General features: G+C 57.8%; 17 protein-coding genes and 2 rRNA genes. 5 read left to right on the top strand and 14 right to left on the bottom strand.

Features of this window, described 5'->3' with window-relative positions; all coding sequences use genetic code 11:
- Positions 1-315: 315 nt before the first annotated feature.
- Complete coding sequence (locus AU182_RS05805) at positions 316-1,017, bottom strand: cyclic nucleotide-binding domain-containing protein (RefSeq protein WP_066962303.1); 702 nt, start codon at positions 1,015-1,017, stop codon at positions 316-318.
- Between the two features lie 543 nt (positions 1,018-1,560).
- Here AU182_RS05805 and AU182_RS05800 point away from each other — a divergent pair.
- The 4 genes from AU182_RS05800 (at position 1,561) to AU182_RS05785 (ending at position 8,527) form a co-directional block, all read left to right on the top strand.
- Positions 1,561-2,790 (top strand): TonB family protein, encoded by a 1,230-nt coding sequence (locus tag AU182_RS05800; protein WP_066962300.1) that lies wholly within the window; start codon positions 1,561-1,563, stop codon positions 2,788-2,790.
- 187 nt (positions 2,791-2,977) lie between these two features.
- The gene (locus tag AU182_RS05795) at positions 2,978-5,059 is read left to right on the top strand and encodes a M13 family metallopeptidase (RefSeq protein WP_066962297.1); all 2,082 of its coding nucleotides are present in this window, start codon (positions 2,978-2,980) and stop codon (positions 5,057-5,059) included.
- A 173-nt stretch (positions 5,060-5,232) separates the two neighbouring features.
- Complete coding sequence (gdhA, locus tag AU182_RS05790) at positions 5,233-6,585, top strand: NADP-specific glutamate dehydrogenase (RefSeq protein WP_066962294.1); 1,353 nt, start codon at positions 5,233-5,235, stop codon at positions 6,583-6,585.
- A 55-nt stretch (positions 6,586-6,640) separates the two neighbouring features.
- Positions 6,641-8,527, top strand: coding sequence for an MFS transporter (locus tag AU182_RS05785; RefSeq protein WP_066962291.1), 1,887 nt, complete (start codon positions 6,641-6,643; stop codon positions 8,525-8,527).
- An 86-nt stretch (positions 8,528-8,613) separates the two neighbouring features.
- On the opposite strand, the gene tpx is transcribed toward AU182_RS05785, so the two are convergent.
- From tpx to prfC, 5 genes are all read right to left on the bottom strand, one after another.
- Positions 8,614-9,108, bottom strand: coding sequence for a thiol peroxidase (gene tpx / locus AU182_RS05780; protein WP_066962287.1), 495 nt, complete (start codon positions 9,106-9,108; stop codon positions 8,614-8,616).
- 154 nt (positions 9,109-9,262) lie between these two features.
- Positions 9,263-10,669, bottom strand: coding sequence for a M20/M25/M40 family metallo-hydrolase (locus AU182_RS05775; RefSeq protein ID WP_066962283.1), 1,407 nt, complete (start codon positions 10,667-10,669; stop codon positions 9,263-9,265).
- 38 nt (positions 10,670-10,707) lie between these two features.
- The gene (locus AU182_RS05770) at positions 10,708-11,055 is read right to left on the bottom strand and encodes a hypothetical protein (protein ID WP_066962279.1); all 348 of its coding nucleotides are present in this window, start codon (positions 11,053-11,055) and stop codon (positions 10,708-10,710) included.
- 21 nt (positions 11,056-11,076) lie between these two features.
- Positions 11,077-11,712, bottom strand: a complete 636-nt coding sequence (locus AU182_RS05765) for a lysophospholipid acyltransferase family protein (RefSeq protein WP_227718143.1) — start codon at positions 11,710-11,712, stop codon at positions 11,077-11,079.
- Between the two features lie 47 nt (positions 11,713-11,759).
- Positions 11,760-13,343: a peptide chain release factor 3 gene (prfC, locus tag AU182_RS05760; protein WP_066962276.1), complete on the bottom strand. Its 1,584-nt coding sequence runs from the start codon at positions 13,341-13,343 to the stop codon at positions 11,760-11,762.
- Between the two features lie 260 nt (positions 13,344-13,603).
- On the opposite strand from prfC, the gene AU182_RS05755 reads away from it, so the two are divergent.
- Entirely contained in the window at positions 13,604-15,370 is a 1,767-nt protein-coding gene (locus AU182_RS05755; RefSeq protein WP_066962273.1) for an aminopeptidase P family protein, read from the top strand.
- A gap of 137 nt (positions 15,371-15,507) precedes the next feature.
- Here the strand turns inward: AU182_RS05755 and AU182_RS05750 are convergent, their stop codons facing one another.
- From AU182_RS05750 to AU182_RS16645, 8 genes are all read right to left on the bottom strand, one after another.
- Positions 15,508-16,899, bottom strand: a complete 1,392-nt coding sequence (locus AU182_RS05750; protein ID WP_066962270.1) for an MATE family efflux transporter — start codon at positions 16,897-16,899, stop codon at positions 15,508-15,510.
- A gap of 78 nt (positions 16,900-16,977) precedes the next feature.
- A complete protein-coding gene (gene rimI / locus AU182_RS05745) occupies positions 16,978-17,436 on the bottom strand; it encodes a ribosomal protein S18-alanine N-acetyltransferase (RefSeq protein ID WP_193754301.1) in 459 nt (152 codons plus the stop codon).
- Between the two features lie 113 nt (positions 17,437-17,549).
- On the bottom strand, positions 17,550-18,353 hold the full coding sequence (locus tag AU182_RS05740) for a hypothetical protein (RefSeq protein WP_066962268.1): 804 nt from the start codon (positions 18,351-18,353) through the stop codon (positions 17,550-17,552).
- A 24-nt stretch (positions 18,354-18,377) separates the two neighbouring features.
- Positions 18,378-19,913, bottom strand: a complete 1,536-nt coding sequence (locus AU182_RS05735) for a 2-isopropylmalate synthase (RefSeq protein WP_066962265.1) — start codon at positions 19,911-19,913, stop codon at positions 18,378-18,380.
- Between the two features lie 506 nt (positions 19,914-20,419).
- Complete coding sequence (locus tag AU182_RS16885) at positions 20,420-20,896, bottom strand: MarR family winged helix-turn-helix transcriptional regulator (RefSeq protein WP_066967534.1); 477 nt, start codon at positions 20,894-20,896, stop codon at positions 20,420-20,422.
- Between the two features lie 14 nt (positions 20,897-20,910).
- Positions 20,911-21,390: a glutathione peroxidase gene (locus AU182_RS05725; RefSeq protein WP_153039140.1), complete on the bottom strand. Its 480-nt coding sequence runs from the start codon at positions 21,388-21,390 to the stop codon at positions 20,911-20,913.
- Positions 21,391-22,008: 618 nt separating this feature from the next.
- Positions 22,009-22,124 (bottom strand): 5S ribosomal RNA (gene rrf, locus AU182_RS05720).
- Positions 22,125-22,338: 214 nt separating this feature from the next.
- Positions 22,339-23,106: ribosomal RNA gene (locus tag AU182_RS16645) — 23S ribosomal RNA — on the bottom strand; the annotation flags it as partial.

The following is a 23,106-nucleotide window of genomic DNA, read 5'->3' as shown; positions in this document are numbered from 1 at the left end:
TTCCTGTTTACTCGGAAGGTGCGTGGTGCAGAGCGGCGTAAACCGCCGAAAGACTCAAAGTTGTACGCATTTTATGCGCAAAACGATGACCACGCAGTGATGAAAGCTGCCGAATTGCGAAATCGATAGGCGAAAACACGGCGGCAGGCAGGGCGTGCGGCGAAACACAGGGATACCAGACAAGAGTTCAGAGTGAAGCGCAGAATTCATGACCGTAAAGCCACGGCCACGCAGGCCGGTGCTCGCCCGGCATGCAAACCGGGCGGGGAAGCACTCGGGGAAAAGCTGGAGGTGCTCAGGAAAGAGAGAAGGTGCTCAGGAAAGAATCGACTCGAGAAAATCGGTCATGTCGGACTCTTCGGCCGCGAGCTGGCCACTGCCAAACTCCGCATTCCAGTCCAGTAGGATCCGTGCCAGGTCTCGCGCCTGACCGGCCAGGGCAACCAGCTCTTCTTTACTGTTTTTGGGGCCGGTGTACAGTTTCAGGCGACGATGACTGTTGGCAAGCTCGTGCATGGGGTACTTGGAACGATAGACCTCAAGTTTCCAGCGCAGCGAGTGCACCATATTGCGGTAGAACACCAACTTGGTCGGCAGGTGCAGCAGAGAGAAGTCCTCAAGGTCGCCAAACAGGGTGCAATCCACCGCCAGCACCTGAATGTCCTGGCCGACCGGGGCTGCCACGATGGTCGCACTGCGGGGTTTTGCCAACAGCATGGACAGGTCCCCGAACACCTCGCCGGGGCGAATGACCGCCAAGGGCCGCTCGCCGCGGGCCGCCGCGTCGTCATCAACATGCACATGCAGCTCGCCGCGCAGCAGGAAGTACACCCACTGATCCACGTCCCCCGCATGGAGCAACGCCTCACCGGGCGACAGGGTGGACAGGCGCGATCGCTTCAGCAAGACATCGTACTGCCATTCACTGGTGGCTCGAATATCGCGAAAGAGATGGATGACATTCAGGAGACGATCTACCGCATCCCGCGGGTAATCACTGAGCGGCTTGTAATTCATGAAACTCTTGGCTTGGTCGTTAATGTTCGTTGAATGGTACTTGCATTTGCAGATACCGGTTGAAGTAAATGCGCGATCTTCTACGCAAAGGGAGCTTTAATCGGGCGAACCGTGCCTGCTTCGTGCCTCAGTGCCCGTTGCCGGCCCAATGGCTTTTATTCGCTCCTGTACACGCCCGTGTCATTATCGTGTCTTTCCTGCAGGCAGGCGGGGCTGAATCATCTGATCATGCATTCTAGGCGGAAAGTTACGTCTGTCTTCCCACCCCATCCCCGGATTTAAAAAAACGAGACATTTTACCCACTTCAGGGTTGAACTCCATTGCAGTTAAAGTAGAGTTGAGCAGAGCCTCGATTAATCTCTATCCGCCACTGGGTAAAAAATGCCCTACGGTTTTTAGCGGGTTAGCGCGGGGCCCCGTGCCTTTCGGGGAGGGTGCGGTCGAAGCGGCTGGAAATGACTCTGGGGTATTTTGATTGATTTTTCAGCGCTTTATCTGCCGGGTTCTGCCCATCCGGCTTTCAATCAGATACCAAAGCAAAAATGAAAACGACCAACTTCGTCATTGCCCTGCTGTTGTTCGCTACGGCCCTGACTGCAAAAGCCGCGCCGCTGCTGAACGGTCTCGCTCTGGAACAACAATTCAACAAAGACCAGTACATCGCTGCCGTGTATTCCGAGCGTCTCGCCAGCGACGCGAGTAGCCTGCTCGATAACAATACGCCACGCAGCCTGGAGGTCCGGATTGTTGCGGACCGCCTGTCGGCTCGCCGCTTCCGCAACCAGTGGATGGAAGGCATTGCCATTAATAACCCCGGCAACACCCTGACCAGCCAAGCGGAAAACATGGTGACCTTCGCCAACCTGTTCAAAGGCCGCCTGGTCGCGGGAGACCGGCTGCGCATTGACTTTGCAGCGGATACCGGCACAACCTCGATCTCTCTCAACGACATCATGCTCGGCATGATTGAGGACCGCGAGTTCTTCAATACACTGTTGCGTGCCTGGATAGGCCCTGTCCCCCCCTCCACCGACTTTCGTGACGACCTGATGTCCGCCGGTGAGGTGACATCCGGCCTGCTAGCCACCTACGAGGCCCTGCAGCCGGGTGCCGACCGTGTCGCACAGGTAGCATCCATGGTTGACCAGCAGGAAGCCCAGCAAGAGCAAGAACAGCAGGCCGCCGCTCAACCGGCGAAGCCGAAGGCCGAGTCCGCCCAGATTGCGGCCGCCTCCCCACAGCCGTCACTTGCGGCCAACATACCGCCGCCCACACTGGCTGCGATCAGCGCACCGGCGATCGAAAAGCCCGCCCCGGCACGCCCCGAGCTCAAGCCCGAAACCGCCGCCGCTCAGGCGACCTCGCAGCCGGCTTCACAGCCCAAGCCCCTCAAGCCCACCACCACGCGCCCCGGCGCGCCGGTAGACGATGAGGACCTGGAAGAAGAAGAGGAAGCCCCGCTGACCGCCGACATGATCCTGGCTCGCCAGATCTACCATTCCATGCTGCTGCGCCATACCTTCAAGCACATTCGCTATCCGAAACGCGCCCAGGAGCGCGGTCAGGAGGGCAGTGTCCGCCTGAATGTGACCATCGACAGCAGAGGTAACGTAACGAACGTGAACACCCTGCAGGAGTCCCGCTATTCCAGCCTGAACCGCGAGGCCCTGGAGGCAGTGGAACGCGCTGGCCCCTACCCGGCCACGCCTTCACAGCTGAAGCTGGATGAGTACAAGTTCTCGGTACCCATTACCTTCCGCCTCCCGGACTAATCCGGAGCCAAATGGCCAATAAAAAACCCCGCGTCGCGGGGTTTTTTATTGGCCGAAATCCGTCGCTCCTTGCCTGCAGCTGGCCGCAAGCCCGCTTGCTCCGAATCCACACCGGTGCATACTATACGATTGATTTCGTTCCACCCGGTCCCTGACCGCAAAATATAACAAGCCCAAAAGGCCATTCATGAAAAAACTGCTTTTACCTCTGGCAATTGCCGGCGCTATTGCCGGCAGCGCACTCACCGGTTGCTCCCAGTCCGAAAACCCCGAAGCAAAGAGCACCCAGGGTGCGACCGAAGCGGCCGCTGTACAGACCGCCGAACTTGGCTCCGGTATCGACCTGAGCGCTATGGATACCAGTGTGCGCCCACAGGATGACTTCTATACCTACGTCAATGGCAACTGGCTGAAGAACACCGAGATACCCGCGGACAAATCCCGCTGGGGTGGCTTCAGCATCCTGCGCGACAAGGCCATGGAAGAAGTTAAGGCGTTGATTATGGAAGCTGGCGAGCATGCCAACAGTGCCGCGGCCAAACAGATCGGCGATCTCTACAACAGCTATATGAACGAGGAGCTGATCGAGAAAAAAGGCCTGAGCGCAATCGCCGGCGAACTGGCCAAAGTGGACGCCATCCAGTCTCGCAAAGACCTGAGCGACTTCTTTGCCTACGCCGACACCGTCGGCTACAACGTGCCCTTTGGTGGCACAATTTACCAGGACCTGAAGCAGGTAGAGAATTACATCACCTTTATGTGGCAGGCGGGCCTCGGCCTCCCGGATCGCGATTACTACTTTGACGACTCCGAAAAAGGTCAGAAGCTGCAGCAGGCTTATCGGGAATATCTGATCAAGATGCAAAGCATCGCCGGACTCGATAATGCCGAGGAAAGTGCCGACGCGGTTTACGCGCTGGAGAAGAGTCTGGCCGAGCACCACCGCACCCGTGTGGACAACCGTGACCCCGAGCGCTACTACAACAAGAAAACACTCGCTGATCTGAAAGCAATGATGCCGGCCATCGAGTGGGACAGCTACCTGCAGAAGGCCCACCTCGAGAGCGCTGAAGAGTTCATTGTCGGCCAGCCGGAATACCTGGAAGCGGCCAACACAATCATTGCCGAGACTGATCTGGCCACCTGGAAGCGCTACCTCAAACTCAAGGTGCTCTCTGCCGCTGCGCCCTATATGCACAGTGAAATCGCCCAGGCCAACTTCGATTTTTACAGCACCACCATCCGCGGCGTGGAACAGATGGAGCCCCGCTGGAAGCGCGCGGTACAGTTTGTTAACGGTTCTGTCGGCGAACTGGTCGGCCAGCGCTATGTGGAAAAATACTTTCCGCCAGAAGCCAAGGCGCGCATGGTGAAACTGGTGGACAACCTGAAGGCGGCCTACCGGGAGTCCATCGAGTCCCTGAGCTGGATGAGCGAAGATACCAAACAGGAAGCCCTCACCAAGCTGGATAACTTCACCACCAAAATTGGTTACCCGGACAAGTGGCGTGACTACAGCGCGCTGCAAGTAAAGGCGGATGATCTGGTCGGTAACGCCATTGCCGCGACCCTGTTTGAGACCATGCACGAGCGCGACAAACTGGGCAAACCGCTGGATCGTGGCGCCTGGGCTATGAGTCCGCAGACGGTCAATGCGTATTACAACCCGGCGATGAACGAAATCGTTTTCCCCGCCGCCATCCTGCAGCCGCCGTTCTTTAACATGAACGCAGACGACGCCGTAAACTACGGCGGTATCGGCGGGGTCATCGGCCATGAGATCGGCCACGGCTTCGACGACAAGGGCTCCAAGTTCGACGGAAAAGGTTACCTGAACAACTGGTGGACAGACTCTGACCGCAACAACTTTGAGCAGCTGACCGGCAAATTGGTCGCCCAGTACAATGGCTTCGAGCCAATTGAAGGCGAACACGTAAACGGCGAGCTGACCCTGGGTGAAAACATTGGCGACCTGTCCGGACTGGGTATCGCCTACAAGGCCTACAAGCTTTCCCTGAATGGTGAAGAAGCACCAGAAATTGATGGCTTCACCGGCGATCAGCGTGTGTTCCTCGGCTGGGCGCAGGTATGGCGTAGCAAGATGCGCGACGAAGCACTGAGCGAGCGCCTGAAAACCGATCCGCACTCACCGGCGGAGTATCGTGTCCAGGGCGTCCTGCCGAACATCGAGGCGTTCTACTCTGCCTTTGATGTAAAAGAAGGCGACGGCATGTACCTTCCGGAAGAGGAGCGCGTGGTCATCTGGTAAGCGCACCCACCAGTGACACGGAAGAAACCCCGCCCTGCGGGGTTTTTTTATGCTCCGGCAATCCCAATGCCGCGCGCTGGCGTAGGTATTGGCAGGTACTGGTAGACACTGGTTGAGCTATGGTTATGCGACCTGGGCACCAAGCCAGCGGGATTAACGAGCGGAGCGACTCCATGGACAAACAGCACAAGCAAGGTCTGGAAGACTTTCTTGCCTGGGTACAAACGCGCAACCCCGATGAGCCGGAATTCAACCAGGCAATACGGGAGCTGGCGTACGATGTGTACCCGCAGTACGCCGAGCACGCCGGATGGCACTCCGCCAAAATATTACCCCGTCTCAGTGAAGCCGATCGGATCATCACATTCCGTGTGTGCTGGGAGGACGACGACGGCGAGGTACAGGTGAATCGCGGCTGGCGAGTACAACATTGCAGTGCCGTTGGCCCTTACAAAGGTGGCATCCGCTTCCACCGCTCGGTGACAGCGTCCGTTCTCAAGTTTCTCGCGTTCGAGCAGACCTTCAAGAACGCGCTCACCGGGCTGCCCATCGGCGGCGGCAAGGGCGGCTCCGACTTCGACCCCAGCGACCGCTCGGACCGCGAGATCATGCGCTTCTGCCAGGCCTTCATGAATGAGCTGTACCGCCATATCGGTGAGAACACCGATGTCCCTGCCGGAGACATTAACGTGGGGCGCCGGGAAATTGGCTACCTCTTTGGCCATTACCGGCGGCTTGCCAATTCCTTTACCGGCGCCCTCACCGGCAAGGACATCGAATTTGGCGGCAGCCATGTGCGTATGGAGGCCACCGGTTACGGCCTGATCTATTTTCTGCGCTGCATGCTCGCACAGCGGCAGCAAGAGCTGGACGGCCTGCGCGTGTCTATTTCCGGGGCGGGCAATGTGGCACTGCATGCCGCACAGAAGGCCGTGCAGCTTGGCGCGCGGGTGATAACCCTGTCTTCCAGCAAAGGCGTCCTCCACAACGAAAAAGGTATTCCGCAAAAAGATATCGATGCAGCAATTGATGCCGCGAACGGTAGTACCAAAACCCTGAAAACAATACAGTCCAACAGTGGCGGTGACTGGCACGATGGGGAAAAACCCTGGCAGTTCCCGTGTGATATTGCCCTCCCGTGTGCAACCCAGAATGAACTCGACAAGGAGGATGCGCGCGCACTCATCGACAATAAATGTCAGATTGTTGCGGAAGGTGCCAATATGCCCTGCACCGAAGATGCCACCGGTTTATTCAAGGAACACAAGGTATTACACGCACCCGGCAAAGCCTCCAACGCCGGGGGTGTCGCGTTATCCGGTCTTGAAATGGCGCAAAATGCGTCTTTTTCCCGCTGGGAGCAGGAGCACCTCGATGAAAAGCTGCTGGAAATCATGCAAGACATCCACGCCCAGTGCATCGCGCATCTCGAGGCGGACGACGGCTATCAGGACTACCACCGCGGGGCCAACATCGCCGCGTTCCACCGTGTAGCCAATGCGCTGATGGCTCAGGGAGTGGGCTAACCTGGCGGCTTGAGATGGTTTACCATTGAGCGGTACCAGTTACCGGGAGCCCCACATGGCCCACCTCAGCCAATCGCAGCTGTTGCGCAGTCGCCGTTTTCTACCCTTTTTCTGTACCCAGTTTCTGGGGGCATTCAACGACAACGTGTTCAAGAATGCGTTGATTGTCATGATCGCCTTCCGCCTGGCCGCCTCCGAGGCAAACTTCCTGATTAACCTGGCGGCCGGCCTTTTCATTCTGCCCTTCTTTCTTTTCTCCGCCACCGCCGGCCAGGTGGCGGACAAGACCGACAAAAGCGTGTTGATCCGACGGATCAAGCTGGCCGAAATTGCCATCGCAGTATTTGGTATTGGGGCGCTGTACAGCGGCAATAACACCTTTTGCCTGATGGTACTGTTTGCTCTCGGTGTTCAGTCGGCGTTCTTTGGCCCGGTAAAATACGCCATTCTGCCGCAGCACCTGAAAAAGCCGGAACTGGTCAGCGGTAACGCACTGGTGGAAATGGGCACCTTTGTATCGATATTGCTCGGCACCATCGTGGGTGGCCTGCTGGCAGGACAGACCGGTAGCGGGCAGCATGGCCTGCTGTGGATTTCCATCATCATCCTGACCACCGCTGGACTGGGCTATTGGATTTCCAGAGCCATTCCCTCCGCCGTGGCACCAGTGCCAGAGCTGAAGATCAACTACAACCCGGTTAGCCAAACCCGCAGGATGTTGCGGGAAGCACTGAAAAAGCCATCGGTGTTTTACGCCATAATCGGCATCTCCTGGTTCTGGCTGCTCGGCGCCGCATACCTCACCCAGATTCCCAGCCTCACCCGCAATGTGCTGGGTGGTAGCGAATCGCTGGTGACCCTGCTGCTGTGCTGCTTCACCATCGGCGTCGCCATCGGTTCACTATTGTGTGGGCGGCTATCTGGCGGACGCGTGGAACTGGGGCTGGTACCCATCGGCGCGGCCGGGTTGACGATTGCCGGGGTGTTACTGGCATTCACAACCGGAGGCTATCAGCCACCGGCCGAAGCGACCGTGACAGCATTTTGGGCGGCCGAGGGATCTCTGGGTATTCTGATCAACCTGACATTGATCGGAATATTCGGAGGCTTCTTTATCGTGCCCCTCTACGCCATGATGCAGGAGCGCTCGGACCCCAGTATCCGCGCGCGGATTATCGCGGTGAACAATGTGCTAAATGCGTTGTTCATGGTGGTAGCGGCAGTGCTGGGCATTGTGTTTCTCAACCTGCTCGGGGCGACCATCCCGCAGTTTTTCCTGATCATGGCGCTGATGAACGCGGCAGTAGCCGTATTCGTTTTTGCCAAGGTGCCGGAGTTTGCGATGCGCCTGCTGATATGGCTGCTCTCCCACACCATGTACCGGGTAAACCACAAGGGGCTCGAACGCATTCCCGCCGAGGGACCAGCGATTATTGCCTGTAACCATGTAAGCTATGTGGATGCGCTGTTGCTGGCCGGCGCCGTGCGCCGACCTATCCGCTTCATCATGTACAAACCGATCTATGAAATTCCGGTGCTGCACTTTATCTTCAAGACAAGCCGCGCCATCCCGATCTGCTCCAAACAGCAGGACCCGGCCGGCTATGCACAGGCATTTGCGGAGATCGAACAGGGACTGAAGGATGGGGACTTGCTGTGTATTTTCCCGGAAGGCCAGCTAACCAAAGATGGCGAACTTCAGCCGTTCAAGGCGGGGATCGAAAAGATTCTGCAGCGCACCCCGGTGCCGGTGATCCCCATGGCTCTGCGCGGTTTATGGGGCAGTTTCTTCAGCCACAAGGACGGCAATGCATTCAGCACACTGCCCCGGCGTTTCTGGTCGCGTGTATGTGTGGTGGCAGGCGATCCACTGACCGCGGCAGAAGTGAAAGCAGAAGCGCTGCAGGAAACCGTGCTAGATTTGCGCGGGCAGCATCGCTGAGGATGCGAGCCGACGGGGCCCCTCTTAAACAAAAAACGCCGCGACAGTTGTCGCGGCGTTTTTGAAAATAAGGTGCCGAATGATTGTCAGAGTGCGCTGATGGCACCCTCGTAACTCGGCTCATCTGCCGTTTCTGCCACCTGTTCGGTGTAGGCGACCTTGCCGTGCTCGTCAATCACGACCACCGACCGGGAGAGCAGTCCTTTTAACGGGCCGGTCTCGAAGGCTACGCCGTAATCCTTACCGAAGCTCGCGCGGAACGCCGAGCCCAGTTTCACATTTTCGATGCCCTCGGCACCGCAGAAGCGCGCCATGGCAAACGGTAAATCCGCAGATACACACACCACTACGGTATTGTCCAGAGACGCGACCTTTTCATTGAACGTGCGCACCGAGGTAGCGCAGGTCGGCGTATCTACGGATGGAAAAATATTAAGAACCACACGCTTGCCCGCGAGATCATCCAAAGTGATCTCAGACAGATCCCCCTGCACCAGGGTAAATGCCGGCGCATCGCTTCCAACCGCAGGCAGTTCACCAACGGTAGTGACGGGATTTCCTTTCAGGGTGATATTGGCCATAACCTATTCCTTGACTTGCCTGATTGAGGTGCAGCCAGCATGACGAGCAGGTATGGCCTTGTCAATCGAGCGGCAGTTAATTCGCGCACAATACCCGAGGCAAAAAAAAGCCCCACACATTGCGGGGCTTTGGGAACGAAAACAGGCAGCAGGCTTAGTGCTCGGTGGGCACCCGGCCAAAATCCCCTTCCATTTCTGCGGCGAGGAATGACATCACGACCCAGGCCGCCACGTTCTGCTTGAGATTCTCCGGATCCACCTTGTCCAAGGTATCGTTGGGCGTATGGTGGTAATCGAAGTAGTCGGTACCATCCTGGAACAGTCCCATGGCCGGTACGCCCTGCGCCACGAAAATGCTGCTGTCTGGACCACCGTAAGACTTGTTATTGCCGCGCTCGATACCCAGTGGCGCCAACAGCTGCATCATCTGGTCGGCGATCACAAACTTGCTCTCCGGAATACGCGTATCAAAGCGCCAGATCTTGCCAGCACCAAAGTCCGATTCGGACACCATGATGATTTTATCCAGCTCACTCTGGTGCGCATCCACATACTGTTTCGCACCGACCAGGCCGATCTCCTCAGCTCCGAACAGCACGACACGAAGGGTGCGGCGCGGACGCTGGGGCAACTCTGAAATAAGACGCGCGGTTTCCATTACGATGGCCACACCGGCACCATCGTCCAGCGCTCCGGTACCTTCATCCCAGCTATCCAGGTGTGCGCCAATCAGCACCACTTCTTCCGGCTTCTCGCGGCCCACGACTTCACCAATCACATTGAACGAGGGGCCATCCGCCAGCGCTTCATTGTGCACATTCAGCTTCACTTCCACCGGCTTGCCACGCTTGAGCATGGCTTCAAGCAGGTTGGCGTCAGGCGCGGACAGTGCCAGCGCCGGTACCGGATTTGCTACACCGTCGATCGACATCATGCCGGTGTGCGCGAAACGGTCGGAATCGGTGCCTACGGAGCGCAGCAGCATAGCGGCGGCGCCCTTCTCGGCGGCAGCGCGCATGCCCTTGCTGCGCCCTTGCACCGCGGGACCATAGCCTTCACCGGTACGTGCACGGCCCATGCGCTTGTTGATAAATGCGATTTTTCCCTTCACCTTGCGCGCGGGCGCTTTCATCAGCGCTTCGACATCGGCAAACTCAACGATTTCAGCGGTAAGACCACCCTCTGGCGTGGAGGCGCCGTAACCCAGGGATGACACCACCAGCGGCTGGGGGTAAGGCGCGGTGACTTCCGCATGGGCGTGGCCGCGTGCCCAGCGCTTTACATCAATCTGCTCGGTGTAGACCCGGTCAAACCCCAGAGCCTTCATCTTCTCCTGTGCCCAGGCCACCGCTCGCTCGTCCCCCTCGGTACCCGCACGGCGGGGGCCCACTTCCACGGTCAGGGACTCGACAATGCTGTATGCATCCGAGGACTCCAGCGCGCGGTCACGCAGCACTTCCGCCACCGACAGATCTTCCTGTTTCAGGGGAATAGCCTGGGCAGCGACCGCCACCAGTGCGGCGGCCAGCCCGCCGGCAACACTCTTCAGGGGTTTCAACATGATTTCTCCAGTTACAGCATTGAGATTGTTATCAGAATTTATTCGGGTTCATCGTGCGACGGCAGTGCCAGCAAGCGCTCGCGCAGGTCGCGTAGCCTTTCCAGGCCAGTGTCGGTAAACAGGTACGGGAGCTTACCGGTGTATTCGTCATCTTCAATTTGCAGGCATTCCAGCCGCAGGGCTTCCAGAGCAGGATCGTGGCGCATAGGGTAGCTAATCAGCATTCGCCATGCATTTTCGTCCGCCTGCCCAACAATTACCTCTTCCAACCCGCGCAGGAAGTCCGCCCTCTCCATCCGGAAGCGCGGTGTGCGCATGTGCATCAGCCCCCAGATCACAAGAGAAAATATCGCGAAGGAGACACACAGTGTTATGACGATGGTCATTGCATATGCCTCCATTAAACGTCAGGCGGCCTCGTCAAAATCCGTCTGGTATTGCGGGTTGCGGCCCTGGTACTTATGGAAACGTCGCTGGATTTCCCGCATATCGATTTCCAGATTACCAGTGGGCTGGTACAGGGAATCCACGCAAATCTGCTTGCTGGGGAAATCCCAGGCAATCAGCACCACCGGCACATCCGCCGCATAGGCGATACGCAAAAAACCGTTCTTCCATTTTGCGGTTTTCTTGCGGGTCCCTTCCGGGGTAATGGCGACCCACATTTTTTCGTTTTTCCGGAACTGGCTCGCCACCTGTTTGGCCATGCCGCCAGCCGCAGAGCGGTCAGTGGGGATACCGCCAAGCCATTTAAACAGGTTTTTAAACGGGAAGAAGAACGCTTCCTTCTTCATGAGCCAGGATGCCTTGAGGCCCAGCGCCAGGATGAATGGCATTGCTACCACAAAGTCCCAATTGGAAGTGTGCGGAGCCAGTGCCACCATCACCTTTTTTTCCCGCGGGAATTCTCCTTCAATACGCCAGCCCAGTGCTTTCACGATCAGCAGGCCAACACCGCGGGTAAACCAGTTGCCGCTGCGCGGCATTTCGTCCGGCAATTGCGCGGGGATCGTGGTTTTCTTGGCAACAGTCACGGTCATCATCTCTTCTCAAAGGTTACTGCGTAAGTACTGCTATTTGATTGCGGGCGTCAGTGTTCCCGGGTCGCGTAGAAGCGGACATCCGGATAACGCTCTTGTGCCAGCTGCAGGTTCACCCGTGTGGGAGCCAGGTACGTCAGGTGCCCGGAGCCGTCCAGCGCCAGATTAATACTTGCCTTGCGCTTGAAGTTTTCCAGTTCCTTAACACTTTCACTGTCGACCCAGCGCGCGGTGTTTACATTGACGTTTTCGTAAATGGCTTCCACCTTGTATTCGTCTTTCAGACGATAGGCGACCACTTCAAACTGCAGCACCCCCACCGCGCCAACAATGATGTCATTGTTGTCCAGCGGGAAGAACACCTGTGTCGAGCCCTCTTCGGACAACTGCTGCAGCCCTTTCTGCAGCTGCTTCAGCTTCAGCGGGTCTTTCAGGCGAATACGGCGGAACAGCTCCGGGGCAAAATTGGGAATCCCTGTGAACTTCAGGCTCTCGCCTTCAGTAAAGGTATCGCCAATCTGGATAGTGCCATGGTTGTGCAGGCCGATAATATCTCCTGCGATTGCCTCTTCCACATGGGTGCGATCGCCGGCCATAAAGGTTACCGCATCGGCAATTTTTACGTCCTTGCCAATACGCACATGCTTCATTTTCATGCCGCGGTTATAGGTACCGGAACATACACGCATAAAGGCAATCCGGTCGCGGTGCTTGGGATCCATGTTTGCCTGGATCTTGAAAACGAAACCGGAAAACTTGTCCTCATCGGGCTGTACTTCACGCTCATTGGTGGCGCGGGACTGCGGACCCGGGGCCCACTCCACAAAACCATCCAGCATCTCGCGCACACCGAAGTTGCCCAGCGCCGTGCCGAAAAACACCGGCGTCAATTTGCCCGCTCGGTAGGCTTCCAGGTCAAACTCGTGGGTCGCGCCACGCACCAGGTCGATTTCCTCGCGAATCTCCTCCGCATCCTCACCCAGCAGCGCCGTCGCCTCGTCGGAATCCAGACCCTGGATCTGGATGTCTTCGGGAATGGTGTGACCCTGCCCCTGCTTGAACACATGAATAGTGTCGGTGTAGAGGTTGTACACCCCCTTGAACAACTTGCCGGAGCCCAGCGGCCAGTTGATCGGCGCCGCCTGAATATTCAGCACCTCCTCGATCTCATCCATCACCTCGATGGGATCGCGGATATCACGGTCCAGCTTGTTGATAAAGGACAGGATCGGCGTGGTGCGCAGGCGACACACGTTCATCAGCTTGATGGTGCGATCCTCAACACCCTTGGCCCCGTCGATGACCATCAGTGCGGAGTCCACCGCCGTCAGAACCCGGTACGTATCCTCCGAGAAGTCCTCGTGCCCTGGGGTGTCCAGCAGATTCACCACGCGCTGTTTATAGGGAAACTGCATCACCGAAGAGGTCACGGAGATGCCCCGCTCCTGCTCCATGGTCATCCAATCGGAACGAGCGTGCGGCCCCTTCTTGCCCTTGACCGAGCCCGCCAGCTGGATGGCATTCCCGAACAGCAGCAGCTTTTCGGTCACCGTGGTTTTACCGGCGTCCGGGTGGGAGATGATGGCAAAGGTGCGGCGGCCATTGATGCCCGCCAGACTTGAAGACTGACCCATAATGCAACTTGAAACTGGATAAAAAACAGGCGCGCATTATACACGTCTGGCGCGCCGGTATCGCTGGAAATGGCGATTCGGGGGGCCTAGACTGCGGCTAAACTGGCTGGCTCTATTTCCAGTGGCAACAAGATACGCTGTGAAGGATGTAATGCCCGGCCCCCGGGATGGGTTATCGGGGGGGGGGCGCCAAGCTCGTGTCCCGCAAGTTGTCCCCGGTCATTGCATCCGCTGCGACATCCATAAGAATGAGGTGAATCATGAGTCAGGAACGATTGGAGGCCCTGCAACAGGCGCTATCCGAACAGCAGGTACAGGGCTTCCTGGTGCCCCGGTGCGACGAGTACCAGAACGAGTACGTGCCCGCCGCCGATGAACGCCTCGCCTGGCTCACGGGCTTTGATGGCTCTGCCGGCCTCGCCGCCGTCACCACCAATCGCGCCGCCCTGTTTGTCGATGGCCGCTATACCATTCAGGCCAAGCAGCAGATTGGCGACCAGACCATCGAACAAGGCGACCTGGCACCCAGCGCAATCGCCGACTGGCTGTGCGACGCCCTCGGTGAAGGGGACATTCTCGGCTACGACCCGCGACTGCACACCGAACCCGGCCTCGCCCCCCTGAAACAACGCCTGGACGAGCGCGGCATCGAACTGCGCGCCCTCGACACTAACCCCATCGACCACATCTGGCAGGACCGCCCCGCCACACCATGCGGTCCCGCGCGCCCGCACCCACAAACCTTTACCGGCGAGGATGCCGACAGCAAACGCCAGCGTATCGCCAAACTGCTCGCCGACAAAAACCAGGATGCCCTGTGGCTCGCCAACCCCGAAGTCTGCGCCTGGCTGTTCAACATCCGCGGCAGTGATATACCGCACCTCCCGGTGGCCCTCTGTATGGGCTTCCTTTACCACGACGGCAGTGCCACCCTCTATCTGGCAGCAAGCGCCAGCGGAGACGCCCTGCGCCAACATCTGGGGAGTCAGGTCGAACTGGTCAATGACAAAGCCGCACTGTTCAGCGCCGCCGAGCGCCAGCATGTACAGCGGGTGTGGGCAGACCCACAGCTCACCAACTGCTGGACCCTGCAGCAACTCAGAAGCCGCGAGATACAGGTACTCCTTGAGCGCGATCCGATTACCGGCGCCAAGGCCAGAAAAAACCCGGTTGAGCTGGAGGGCAGCCGCGCCGCCCACATCCGCGACGGCGCCGCCCTGTGCGAATTCCTCGCCGAGCTACCCGACGCCGTAAAAAGAGAGGGCTTTGGCGAGCTGGAGGCGGTACAGCTATTGCGCGAGAAACGCGAACAACGGGAAGGATTTACCGACGACAGCTTTGATTCCATCTCCGGCTACCAGGGGAACGGGGCCATTGTGCACTACCGGGTAAGCCCGCAATCCAGCCTGCCGATGGAGGCCCGCGGTATTTATCTGATCGACTCCGGCGGCCAGTATCCGGACGGCACCACCGATGTGACCCGCACGGTGGCGCTGGGAGAGTTCCCCGCGCAGGCCAAGGAGCATTTCACCCGGGTGCTCAAGGGGCATATCGCCATTGCCACCCTGCGCTTCCCCAAAGGCACCTGCGGCGAACAGATCGACGCCTTCGCGCGCAAATCCCTGTGGGATGCCGGGCTCGACTACGCCCATGGTACCGGTCATGGCGTGGGTAGCTTTCTCAGTGTGCACGAGGGGCCGCAGCGTATCGGCAAGGCCCACACCAGTGTGCCTCTCGAAGCCGGCATGATCGTTTCCAACGAGCCGGGTTTTTACCTTGCCGGTGAATACGGTATCCGCATCGAGAATCTGGTCTTCGTGAAAGAGTGTGCAGAGTGTCCGGGTTTTCTGGAATTCGAAGAGCTGACACTGGCACCGATCGAGCACCGCCTGATCGAGGCGGAATTACTGACGGACGGCGAACGAAAGTGGCTCAACGACTACCACCAAAAGGTACGTGATACCCTGCTGCCACTGGTGAGTGACAAAACGAAAGCCTGGCTCCAGCGGGCCACGCAAGCCATCTAGGGACACAGCCAGGATTCACGGTTCAAGTACCAGCTCTGGCTAACCGGGATGACTACTACGGTGTTGCTGTTGGCCAGAGTTCGTTGCGCATTCACAGGAACAGATCTCGTCGGCACATGCCCCCGGCAAGGCATGACTTACTTCAGTTCTGCGCCACTGGCCGCCGCAGAACCACTCAACTCGGCATGGTGGCCCTGCAGATATCCTCGCAACCACCACCAGGCCAAAGCCCCGAGGACCAGGTTGGAAATCAGGGTGGCCACAAACAACCCCTGAATACCCCAAAAATGATTGCCCAACCAGGCCAGCGGCAAGTAAACCCCCAGCACCCGAAGAAACGAAATAAAGGTTCCTGGCAACGGATGCCCCAGGCCATTGAAGGCCGCATTGGCCGACATCACAAACCCGTAGCCCGCGTAACTGAACGGAACCAGACACAGGTACGCTACGGCCACCGCCATCACCTGGGGCGAATCACTAAACAGGGATACCATCGGGCCCGCGACGAACCAGAGCACCACCGCCAACACGAGCCCGAAAATAATGCAGAACTTTGCCAGCACGGCCACGGTCTGCAACAGGCGATCGTATTTTCCAGCGCCGGCATTTTGCCCCATAAACGGCCCCACAACCGAAGACAACGCATAAAACACAATCAGGGCCACCGGCTCAATGCGCAGGGCAACACCCAATCCTGCAACAGCATCGATACCGTGGGCAGCGACAAGCGCCACCACCACACCACCGGACATGGGAATAATGACGTTGGTGGCGATAGCCGGCAGCCCCACCGCCAGCAGTGTGCGCCAAGAATCCCTGAGCGCTGGCCACTGCCAGCTGGGCATTACGAGAATCCGCTCTCGCCGCACCAGCACATAGGCCGCAATTACAAAACTTAAGCCCCGCGCGATGACCGTGGCCAGCGCTGCTCCCTGCAGCTCCAGGCGCGGGAATCCAAACAGACCGAATATCAGCAAAGGGTCGAGAATCAGGTTGAACAGCGCCACCGCCATCAGGATTCTGCCGGTGATCGCGCTGTTACCGATAGCCCGCAGCGCGGAGAGGGAAACCATGGGCACGACGGCGAACACCGCGCCGAGATACCAGGGCACCATGTATTCTGCGATAAGTGGCAATAAATCCGGTTCAGCGCCCAGTAGGCGGAACAGCGGCTCGACGGTCAGGAGACCCACGGCACTGACAGCAAGCGCAACAAGCAAAGCCAGGAAGGTCGCATCGCTCACCAGCTGGCGAACCCGCGCCATATCGCCCGCGCCATAGGCGCGCGCGACCGCAGATGAGGTCCCTGCGCCTAGCCCAATTGCCAGCGCATTGATGACCATAACCACGGGGAAGGTAAAGCTCATGGCAGCCAGCGGTGCGTCACCCAGCTGCGCGACAAAGTAGGTGTCGACCACATTGAACGACATGGTGGCGAGAATCCCCCACACCATAGGCAATGCCAAACGATGCAGGTGGGCCGCGACCGGGCCTTCGAGCAGGGACGGATGAGAGCGATTGGCTGGCATGCGGGTTCCGGAAAATGGCGCGGGTTTAATACTGAGTGCGCAGGCAGGGCGGCCTGGGCTCGCCGTTAATGGCGCGGCCTACAATACCAGACTCATCAGCAACGCGTCTTCCCGGCTCCCGTCCGGCTTCGGATAGTAGTTTTTACGGCGACCGTCTTCTGAAAACCCGAGCTTGCGGTACAGCGCGCGCGCCGGGCGGTTGGATGCACGCACTTCCAACAGCACGCGTGCGACGTCTGCCGGCAGGCGAGAAAAAATCTCCTGCAGCAAGTGAGCACCCACACCCTGTTGTCGCCACTGGGGCGCAACCGCCACATCGAGAATTTCGATTTCATCAAACAAGCGGCTAACCACACAGCAGGCGGCAATCGCCGGATCATCACCGTCACGCAATATCCAGCAGACATGGCCGGACTCCAGGCTGCCACGATACTGAGCAGCGCTCCAGGGATGTGAGTGTGCGCTGTGCGCCAGCACTGCCAGGGCATCGCAGTCAGACTCGACGGCCTGCTGCAGGTGCAGGGAGAGTTCAGGCATAACGGCAACCGAAACTGGCCAAAGGATTTGAGGGGGATGCATTCACTGAGGCAACGTCCGTGTTCAGCAGCGTATGTGATGAAGGGGTAGACGTGGGCAACAGGCGCTCAGGCTCAGCGCCGCGTCTGCTCCGGGTACAAGCGGCGCAGCATGTTCCAGACTTCGCGCTTGCGCGCGGGGGCTTCCAGTAATTCCGTGAGGCTTGGCATGAATACCACGCGCACACCCTGCCAGTCGCCCACCCCATCGGTCATGGCGACCGGCGCGCAGAATTCCTGTGCAGGCAAGCCCATCAGCCAGATGGATTTGACCGGCTTGCGGGCGCAGGCGGCCTCCAGCCAGCTTGTGCAGGTATCTTTTGCATCTTCCGCCCCGGCGGCGGCCGCGAACGGGTTTTCAGCCAGCGGCCAACGAAGTTTATTGCGCTCAGATTCGAGGCCGTGCCAGCCGAGCGCGCGCGCAATATTGCCGAACAATGACTCCACCGGCAGCGCAACACCGGGTTCGCGGCTATCCACCGCCAACAACTCATCACCCAACCGCCAGCTACTCAATACAAAAGGAGCCACCTGCCGCTGCGGCGGCGCGACCGGCGTCGCCTTCGGGGCACTGGCGCTGACTCGGGATTCCGCCGTGATACTGCCGATTACCCGCCCCACATCCGATACCTGTTGAGCGGATGATGGCGATGGGTCCATTCCGGTTTGCGTCGCCCGATCCGCAGCCACAGGGGCTTCCGTGACGACGCCCGCAGCCGCCATCACCGCGGAGACCCCGCGCGGGGCCTCCTGAGGTGCATCCACAGGGGGAGGAAGAAGAGCCTGCACCGGGTCCGGTGCCAACGGCAGACAGAAGCGCGGCATATAGCTGGTAACACCCAGTGCCGAAAGATATTCCGTCCGCTGTCGTTCGTTCACGATAAATTCCGCTGTGTTGGTCGATCAAACGCCCTGAGGCTTGGGGCTTTGGCTGGCCAGCAAGTTTAACGCATCCAGATACGCTTTGGCGGACGCCACGAGAATATCGGTATCCGCACCCACGCCATTAACCAACTTTCCATCCCGCTCCAGGCGAACGGTCACGCTTCCCTGGGAATCGGTTCCTTGTGTCACTGCATTCACAGAATACAGTTTCAGGTCGGCCTGACTCCCGACCACAGATTCGATGGCCTTGAAGGTGGCATCCACAGGGCCGCTGCCCTCGGCACTGCAGGCCTTCTTGTCACCATCAATCAGCAGCTCGAGGTGAGCCTGGGGGTTGCAGCCACTCTTGCTGCGCACTTCCAGGTCTGCCAGCTGATAATGCTCTACCGGATCGGCAGCACCGGAAATCAGCGACTGCAGGTCTTCATCGAAAATTTCGTGCTTCTTGTCGGCGAGATCCTTGAAGCGCTGGAAGAGTACGTTGAACTCTGCGGGATCCGCAAAGGTAACGCCAAGCTCCTCGTAGCGCGCTTTTACCGCAGCGCGGCCCGAATGCTTGCCCAGCACCAGTCGATTCTGCCCCCAGCCAACGTCTTCCGCCCGCATGATTTCATAGGTTTCGCGATGTTTGAGCACGCCATCCTGGTGAATACCAGACTCATGGGCAAATGCATTGGCACCCACGATGGCCTTGTTGGGCTGTACCGGGAAGCCGGTGATCGACGATACCAGACGTGAGGTTGGCACGATATGCGAAGCATCCACTCCCGTCTCGACCGGGTAGAGATCCTGACGGGTTCGCACCGCCATCACAATTTCTTCAAGGGAGGCATTACCCGCGCGCTCGCCGAGGCCATTAATGGTGCATTCCACCTGCCGCACGCCATTCATTACTGCGGACAGGGAGTTAGCGACCGCCAGCCCGAGATCATTGTGGCAATGGGTGGAGAAAATGGCCTTGTCGGAATTCGGTACATTTTCGATGACTCGGCGGAACATGGCGCCATACTCGCCAGGTTCGCCGTAGCCCACGGTGTCGGGGATATTGATCGTGCCCGCACCCGCTTTGATCACCTCTTCGATGATGCGATACATGAACTCCGGCTCGGAGCGGCTTCCGTCTTCCAGAGAAAACTCCACATCATCGGTGTGCTGACGCGCAAGCTTGACGGCGGCAACCGCTTGCCGCAACACATCCTCAGGATCCATTTGCAGCTTGTATTTCATGTGGATCGGTGAGGTGGCGATAAAGGTATGAATGCGAGAGGAGTTCGCCCTCTTCAGCGATTCCGCGGCACGCAGAATATCCGACTCAACCGCTCTGGCGAGGCTGCAGATGGTGGAATCCTTGACGGTCTCGGCTACCGCCTGCACCGCCTCAAAGTCGCCTTGGCTGGCAATGGCAAAACCCGCCTCGATCACATCGACCCGCATGCGCTCCAGCATACTGGCGATCCTGACCTTTTCATCCTTGGTCATGGAAGCGCCGGGGCTCTGCTCACCGTCGCGCAGGGTAGTATCAAAAATGACTAATTTATCTTTTTTAGTGTTCATCAGGGCTCTTCTCCTAGTCTGGCCCGAGGCTAAACAGCGGTGACGCCGCTGTCTATGCACTGCTCAAATTAAGTACGGAATTCTGTAGACGGGTATGGGGATAAAATTATATGCCGCAGCGCGGCAGTCGTAGCAGGCTTGCTAGTCGCAGGAAGGAGGCACAGGGCGCGCTGTAGGGGTGCACCGGGCGGAAAGAAAAAACGGTAACGGGATTTAAGCGGACCCCCTTGGGCCTCGCATCCGTCGATATGGAGTCATCGGAAACTATGGCGTTCATGATTGCGGTTTTCGTTGTCGTGCCAATGGATCACTGGTGTACGTGGTTACTACGCTGGCCCGGGAGGCCGCATCTGATGCGGCCCATGTGCTCCCGGGTTGATCCAGCCGGTCGCTCCGAACTATATGCCCGATAAGCCCCCGCATCAACAGCCATCCTAAAAAACCATGAAATTAGGCAAAACAGCGCAAGATCATATTATTATTTAAGGAAATTACGGCGAAGCGTCCTAACTTGTCGTTACCGCGCGGAGCTCCGCAAGCAATACCCACAAATCTTCGTGCAGCGCAGCCATACGCGCGCGAGGTAGCGACAACCCGCTCAACGCCTTATCGCGCCAGACTTTCGCATCCTGCCGCAGTTGCTGGGCAGAAGTAGTGATACGAATCAGCGTCACTCGCTCATCCCGTTTACTGCGCGCCCGGGTCACATGACCTTGCACCTCCATGCGCTTGAGCAAAGGCGTGAGGGTGCCGGAATCCAGCATCAACTGCTCGCCCAGTGCGCTCACCGTACATTCCTCTAGCTCACGCCCCTCGTTTTCCCACTGCCACAACACCAGCAACACCAGGTATTGTGGATAGGTAATGCCGAGCTCACGCAGCATTGGCTGATAGGCACGGGTCATCGCCCGCGACGCCGCATAAAGTGCAAAGCACAATTGCCGGTCAAGATTGAGGGAATCTAGCTCCTTGTCTGAAGACACGGCGCCCCCTCCTGTCAAAGCAGTTTTTCAATGTCTTCTGCCAGTGCTTCCGGTTTGTCCTTGGGGGCATAGCGGTTCACCACCTCGCCATCACGGTTCACCAGAAACTTGGTGAAGTTCCACTTGATTCCCTCAGTTCCCAGAATGCCAGGCGCGGACTTCTTGAGCTGGGTAAACAGCGGATGCGCATCAGCGCCATTTACATCCAGCTTGGCGTATACGGGAAAGCTCACACCATAATTCAGGGTGCAGAACTCCTGTATCTCGCTGTCACTCCCCGGTTCCTGCTTGCCAAACTGGTTACAGGGAAAGCCGAGAATAACGAGTCCCTTATCCTTGTATTTCTGGTGAAGCTCTTCCAGACCTTTATATTGAGGGGTAAACCCACACTTGCTCGCCGTATTGACGATCAGCAGCACTTTGCCCTTGTACTGCTCCAGCGTGGACTCTTTCCCATCATTGGCCTGCACGGGAATGGTGTAAATGTCGCTCATCAGAATCTCCTTGTTTTCCATTTAGGTTGTGCGCAATTTATTTGTAGGCAATGTAACAGCTTGCAGCGTCCCATGCGAGACTAATTTTCAATGCAATTCCCACAGACAAGTACGGATGTACAACTGCGCATGTGTAACTGCGTGCGTAACTTTTCAATGCTCCCGAAATGGGCCACCAGGCGCACCACGGCCTCATTAGTTAAGAATTGATTTTGATAATATTTTTCCAGTTATCCACAATCATGTTACACACAGAAACCTTGGACAGAGCTGTGGGTAAGTCTGGGATATTAGGTGTGAGCGGCGTGGTTGCTGGGTTTGGGAAAGCGTCTAAAAAAACGTCATATGGGTTGGATGGATTTTGAAGAAAGAAAGGCTGGGTTTTCGGGTGGGGAGGAGTTAGGAAGGCTTGTGCCTGCTGGTGGGGCGATGACCTACACTGGGTGGCGAGCCGTGCTCGCCATCGCGTTGCGACGCCTGCGGCGCCCCCGGCTTTGCTCCTGCGGAGCGTGGCCGGTCACATGGCAGCGCTTTGCGCTGCATGGTAGTAAGAGAAGTTCATCGTATCCTAAATACAAAAAAGGCCACCCCATTGGGGTGGCCTTTTTGTATTTAGAAGCCTGACGATGACCTACTCTCACATGGGGAAGCCCCACACTACCATCGGCGATGTTGCGTTTCACTTCTGAGTTCGGCAAGGGATCAGGTGGTTCCACAACTCTATTGTCGTCAGGCAAACTGGCTTGGGTTGGCGTGGTCTTATGAGCTCTATGCTCCGCGCTGCCGCTTGATCGTCCGTTTGCCACTGCTCTCGCAGCTAACGATCAACCCAAAAAGGTCGGTAAAACATTCTGTAGTAATACACCGCAAGTCGATCAATCGATCTACGCGTCGCTCGATTCACAATCCCGGATTCATAATCCGATCGTAAATAACCATTTCTGTTGTATGGTCAAGCCGCACGGGTAATTAGTACTGGTTAGCTCAACGCCTCACAACGCTTCCACACCCAGCCTATTAACGTGGTAGTCTTCCACGGCCCTTTAGGACTCTCAAGGAGTCAGGGAAATCTAATCTTGAAGGAGGCTTCCCGCTTAGATGCTTTCAGCGGTTATCCCGCCCGAACATAGCTACCGGGCAATGCCACTGGCGTGACGACCCGAACACCAGAGGTTCGTTCACTCCGGTCCTTTCGTACTAGGAGCAACTCTTCTCAAATTTCCAACGCCCACGGCAGATAGGGACCGAACTGTCTCACGACGTTCTACACCCAGCTCGCGTACCACTTTAAATGGCGAACAGCCATACCCTTGGGACCGGCTTCAGCCTCAGGATGTGATGAGCCGACATCGAGGTGCCAAACACCGCCGTCGATGTGAACTCTTGGGCGGTATCAGCCTGTTATCCCCGGAGTACCTTTTATCCGTTGAGCGATGGCCCTTCCATACAGAACCACCGGATCACTATGACCTACTTTCGTACCTGCTCGTCATGTCTGACTCGCAGTCAAGCGCACTTATACCATTATGCTCATTGCATGATTTCCGACCATGCTGAGTGCATCTTCGTACTCCTCCGTTACTCTTTGGGAGGAGACCGCCCCAGTCAAACTACCCACCATCCACTGTCCTCGATCCGGATAACGGACCAGAGTTAGAACCGCAAACATACCAGGGTGGTATTTCAAGGATGGCTCCACTGCAACTTTTTTTTTAG

The sequence above is a fragment of the Microbulbifer sp. Q7 genome (assembly GCF_001639145.1).
In the GTDB taxonomy this organism is placed as follows: Bacteria; Pseudomonadota; Gammaproteobacteria; order Pseudomonadales; family Cellvibrionaceae; genus Microbulbifer.
Note: the sequence above shows the minus strand (reverse complement) of the source record. Positions and strands in the feature narration are given on the sequence as shown.

Coding starts and splice junctions, on each gene's coding strand:
- tpx (WP_066962287.1), bottom strand. CDS start 9,108: ATGGCCAATATCACCCTGAAAGGAAATCCCGTCACTACCGTTGGTGAA.
- AU182_RS05800 (WP_066962300.1), top strand. CDS start 1,561: ATGAAAACGACCAACTTCGTCATTGCCCTGCTGTTGTTCGCTACGGCC.
- rimI (WP_193754301.1), bottom strand. CDS start 17,436: ATGCCTGAACTCTCCCTGCACCTGCAGCAGGCCGTCGAGTCTGACTGC.
- gdhA (WP_066962294.1), top strand. CDS start 5,233: ATGGACAAACAGCACAAGCAAGGTCTGGAAGACTTTCTTGCCTGGGTA.
- AU182_RS05775 (WP_066962283.1), bottom strand. CDS start 10,669: ATGTTGAAACCCCTGAAGAGTGTTGCCGGCGGGCTGGCCGCCGCACTG.
- AU182_RS05770 (WP_066962279.1), bottom strand. CDS start 11,055: ATGACCATCGTCATAACACTGTGTGTCTCCTTCGCGATATTTTCTCTT.
- AU182_RS05725 (WP_153039140.1), bottom strand. CDS start 21,390: ATGAGCGACATTTACACCATTCCCGTGCAGGCCAATGATGGGAAAGAG.
- AU182_RS05805 (WP_066962303.1), bottom strand. CDS start 1,017: ATGAATTACAAGCCGCTCAGTGATTACCCGCGGGATGCGGTAGATCGT.
- AU182_RS05735 (WP_066962265.1), bottom strand. CDS start 19,913: ATGAACACTAAAAAAGATAAATTAGTCATTTTTGATACTACCCTGCGC.
- AU182_RS05755 (WP_066962273.1), top strand. CDS start 13,604: ATGAGTCAGGAACGATTGGAGGCCCTGCAACAGGCGCTATCCGAACAG.
- AU182_RS05785 (WP_066962291.1), top strand. CDS start 6,641: ATGGCCCACCTCAGCCAATCGCAGCTGTTGCGCAGTCGCCGTTTTCTA.
- AU182_RS05795 (WP_066962297.1), top strand. CDS start 2,978: ATGAAAAAACTGCTTTTACCTCTGGCAATTGCCGGCGCTATTGCCGGC.
- AU182_RS05750 (WP_066962270.1), bottom strand. CDS start 16,899: ATGCCAGCCAATCGCTCTCATCCGTCCCTGCTCGAAGGCCCGGTCGCG.
- prfC (WP_066962276.1), bottom strand. CDS start 13,343: ATGGGTCAGTCTTCAAGTCTGGCGGGCATCAATGGCCGCCGCACCTTT.
- AU182_RS05765 (WP_227718143.1), bottom strand. CDS start 11,712: ATGATGACCGTGACTGTTGCCAAGAAAACCACGATCCCCGCGCAATTG.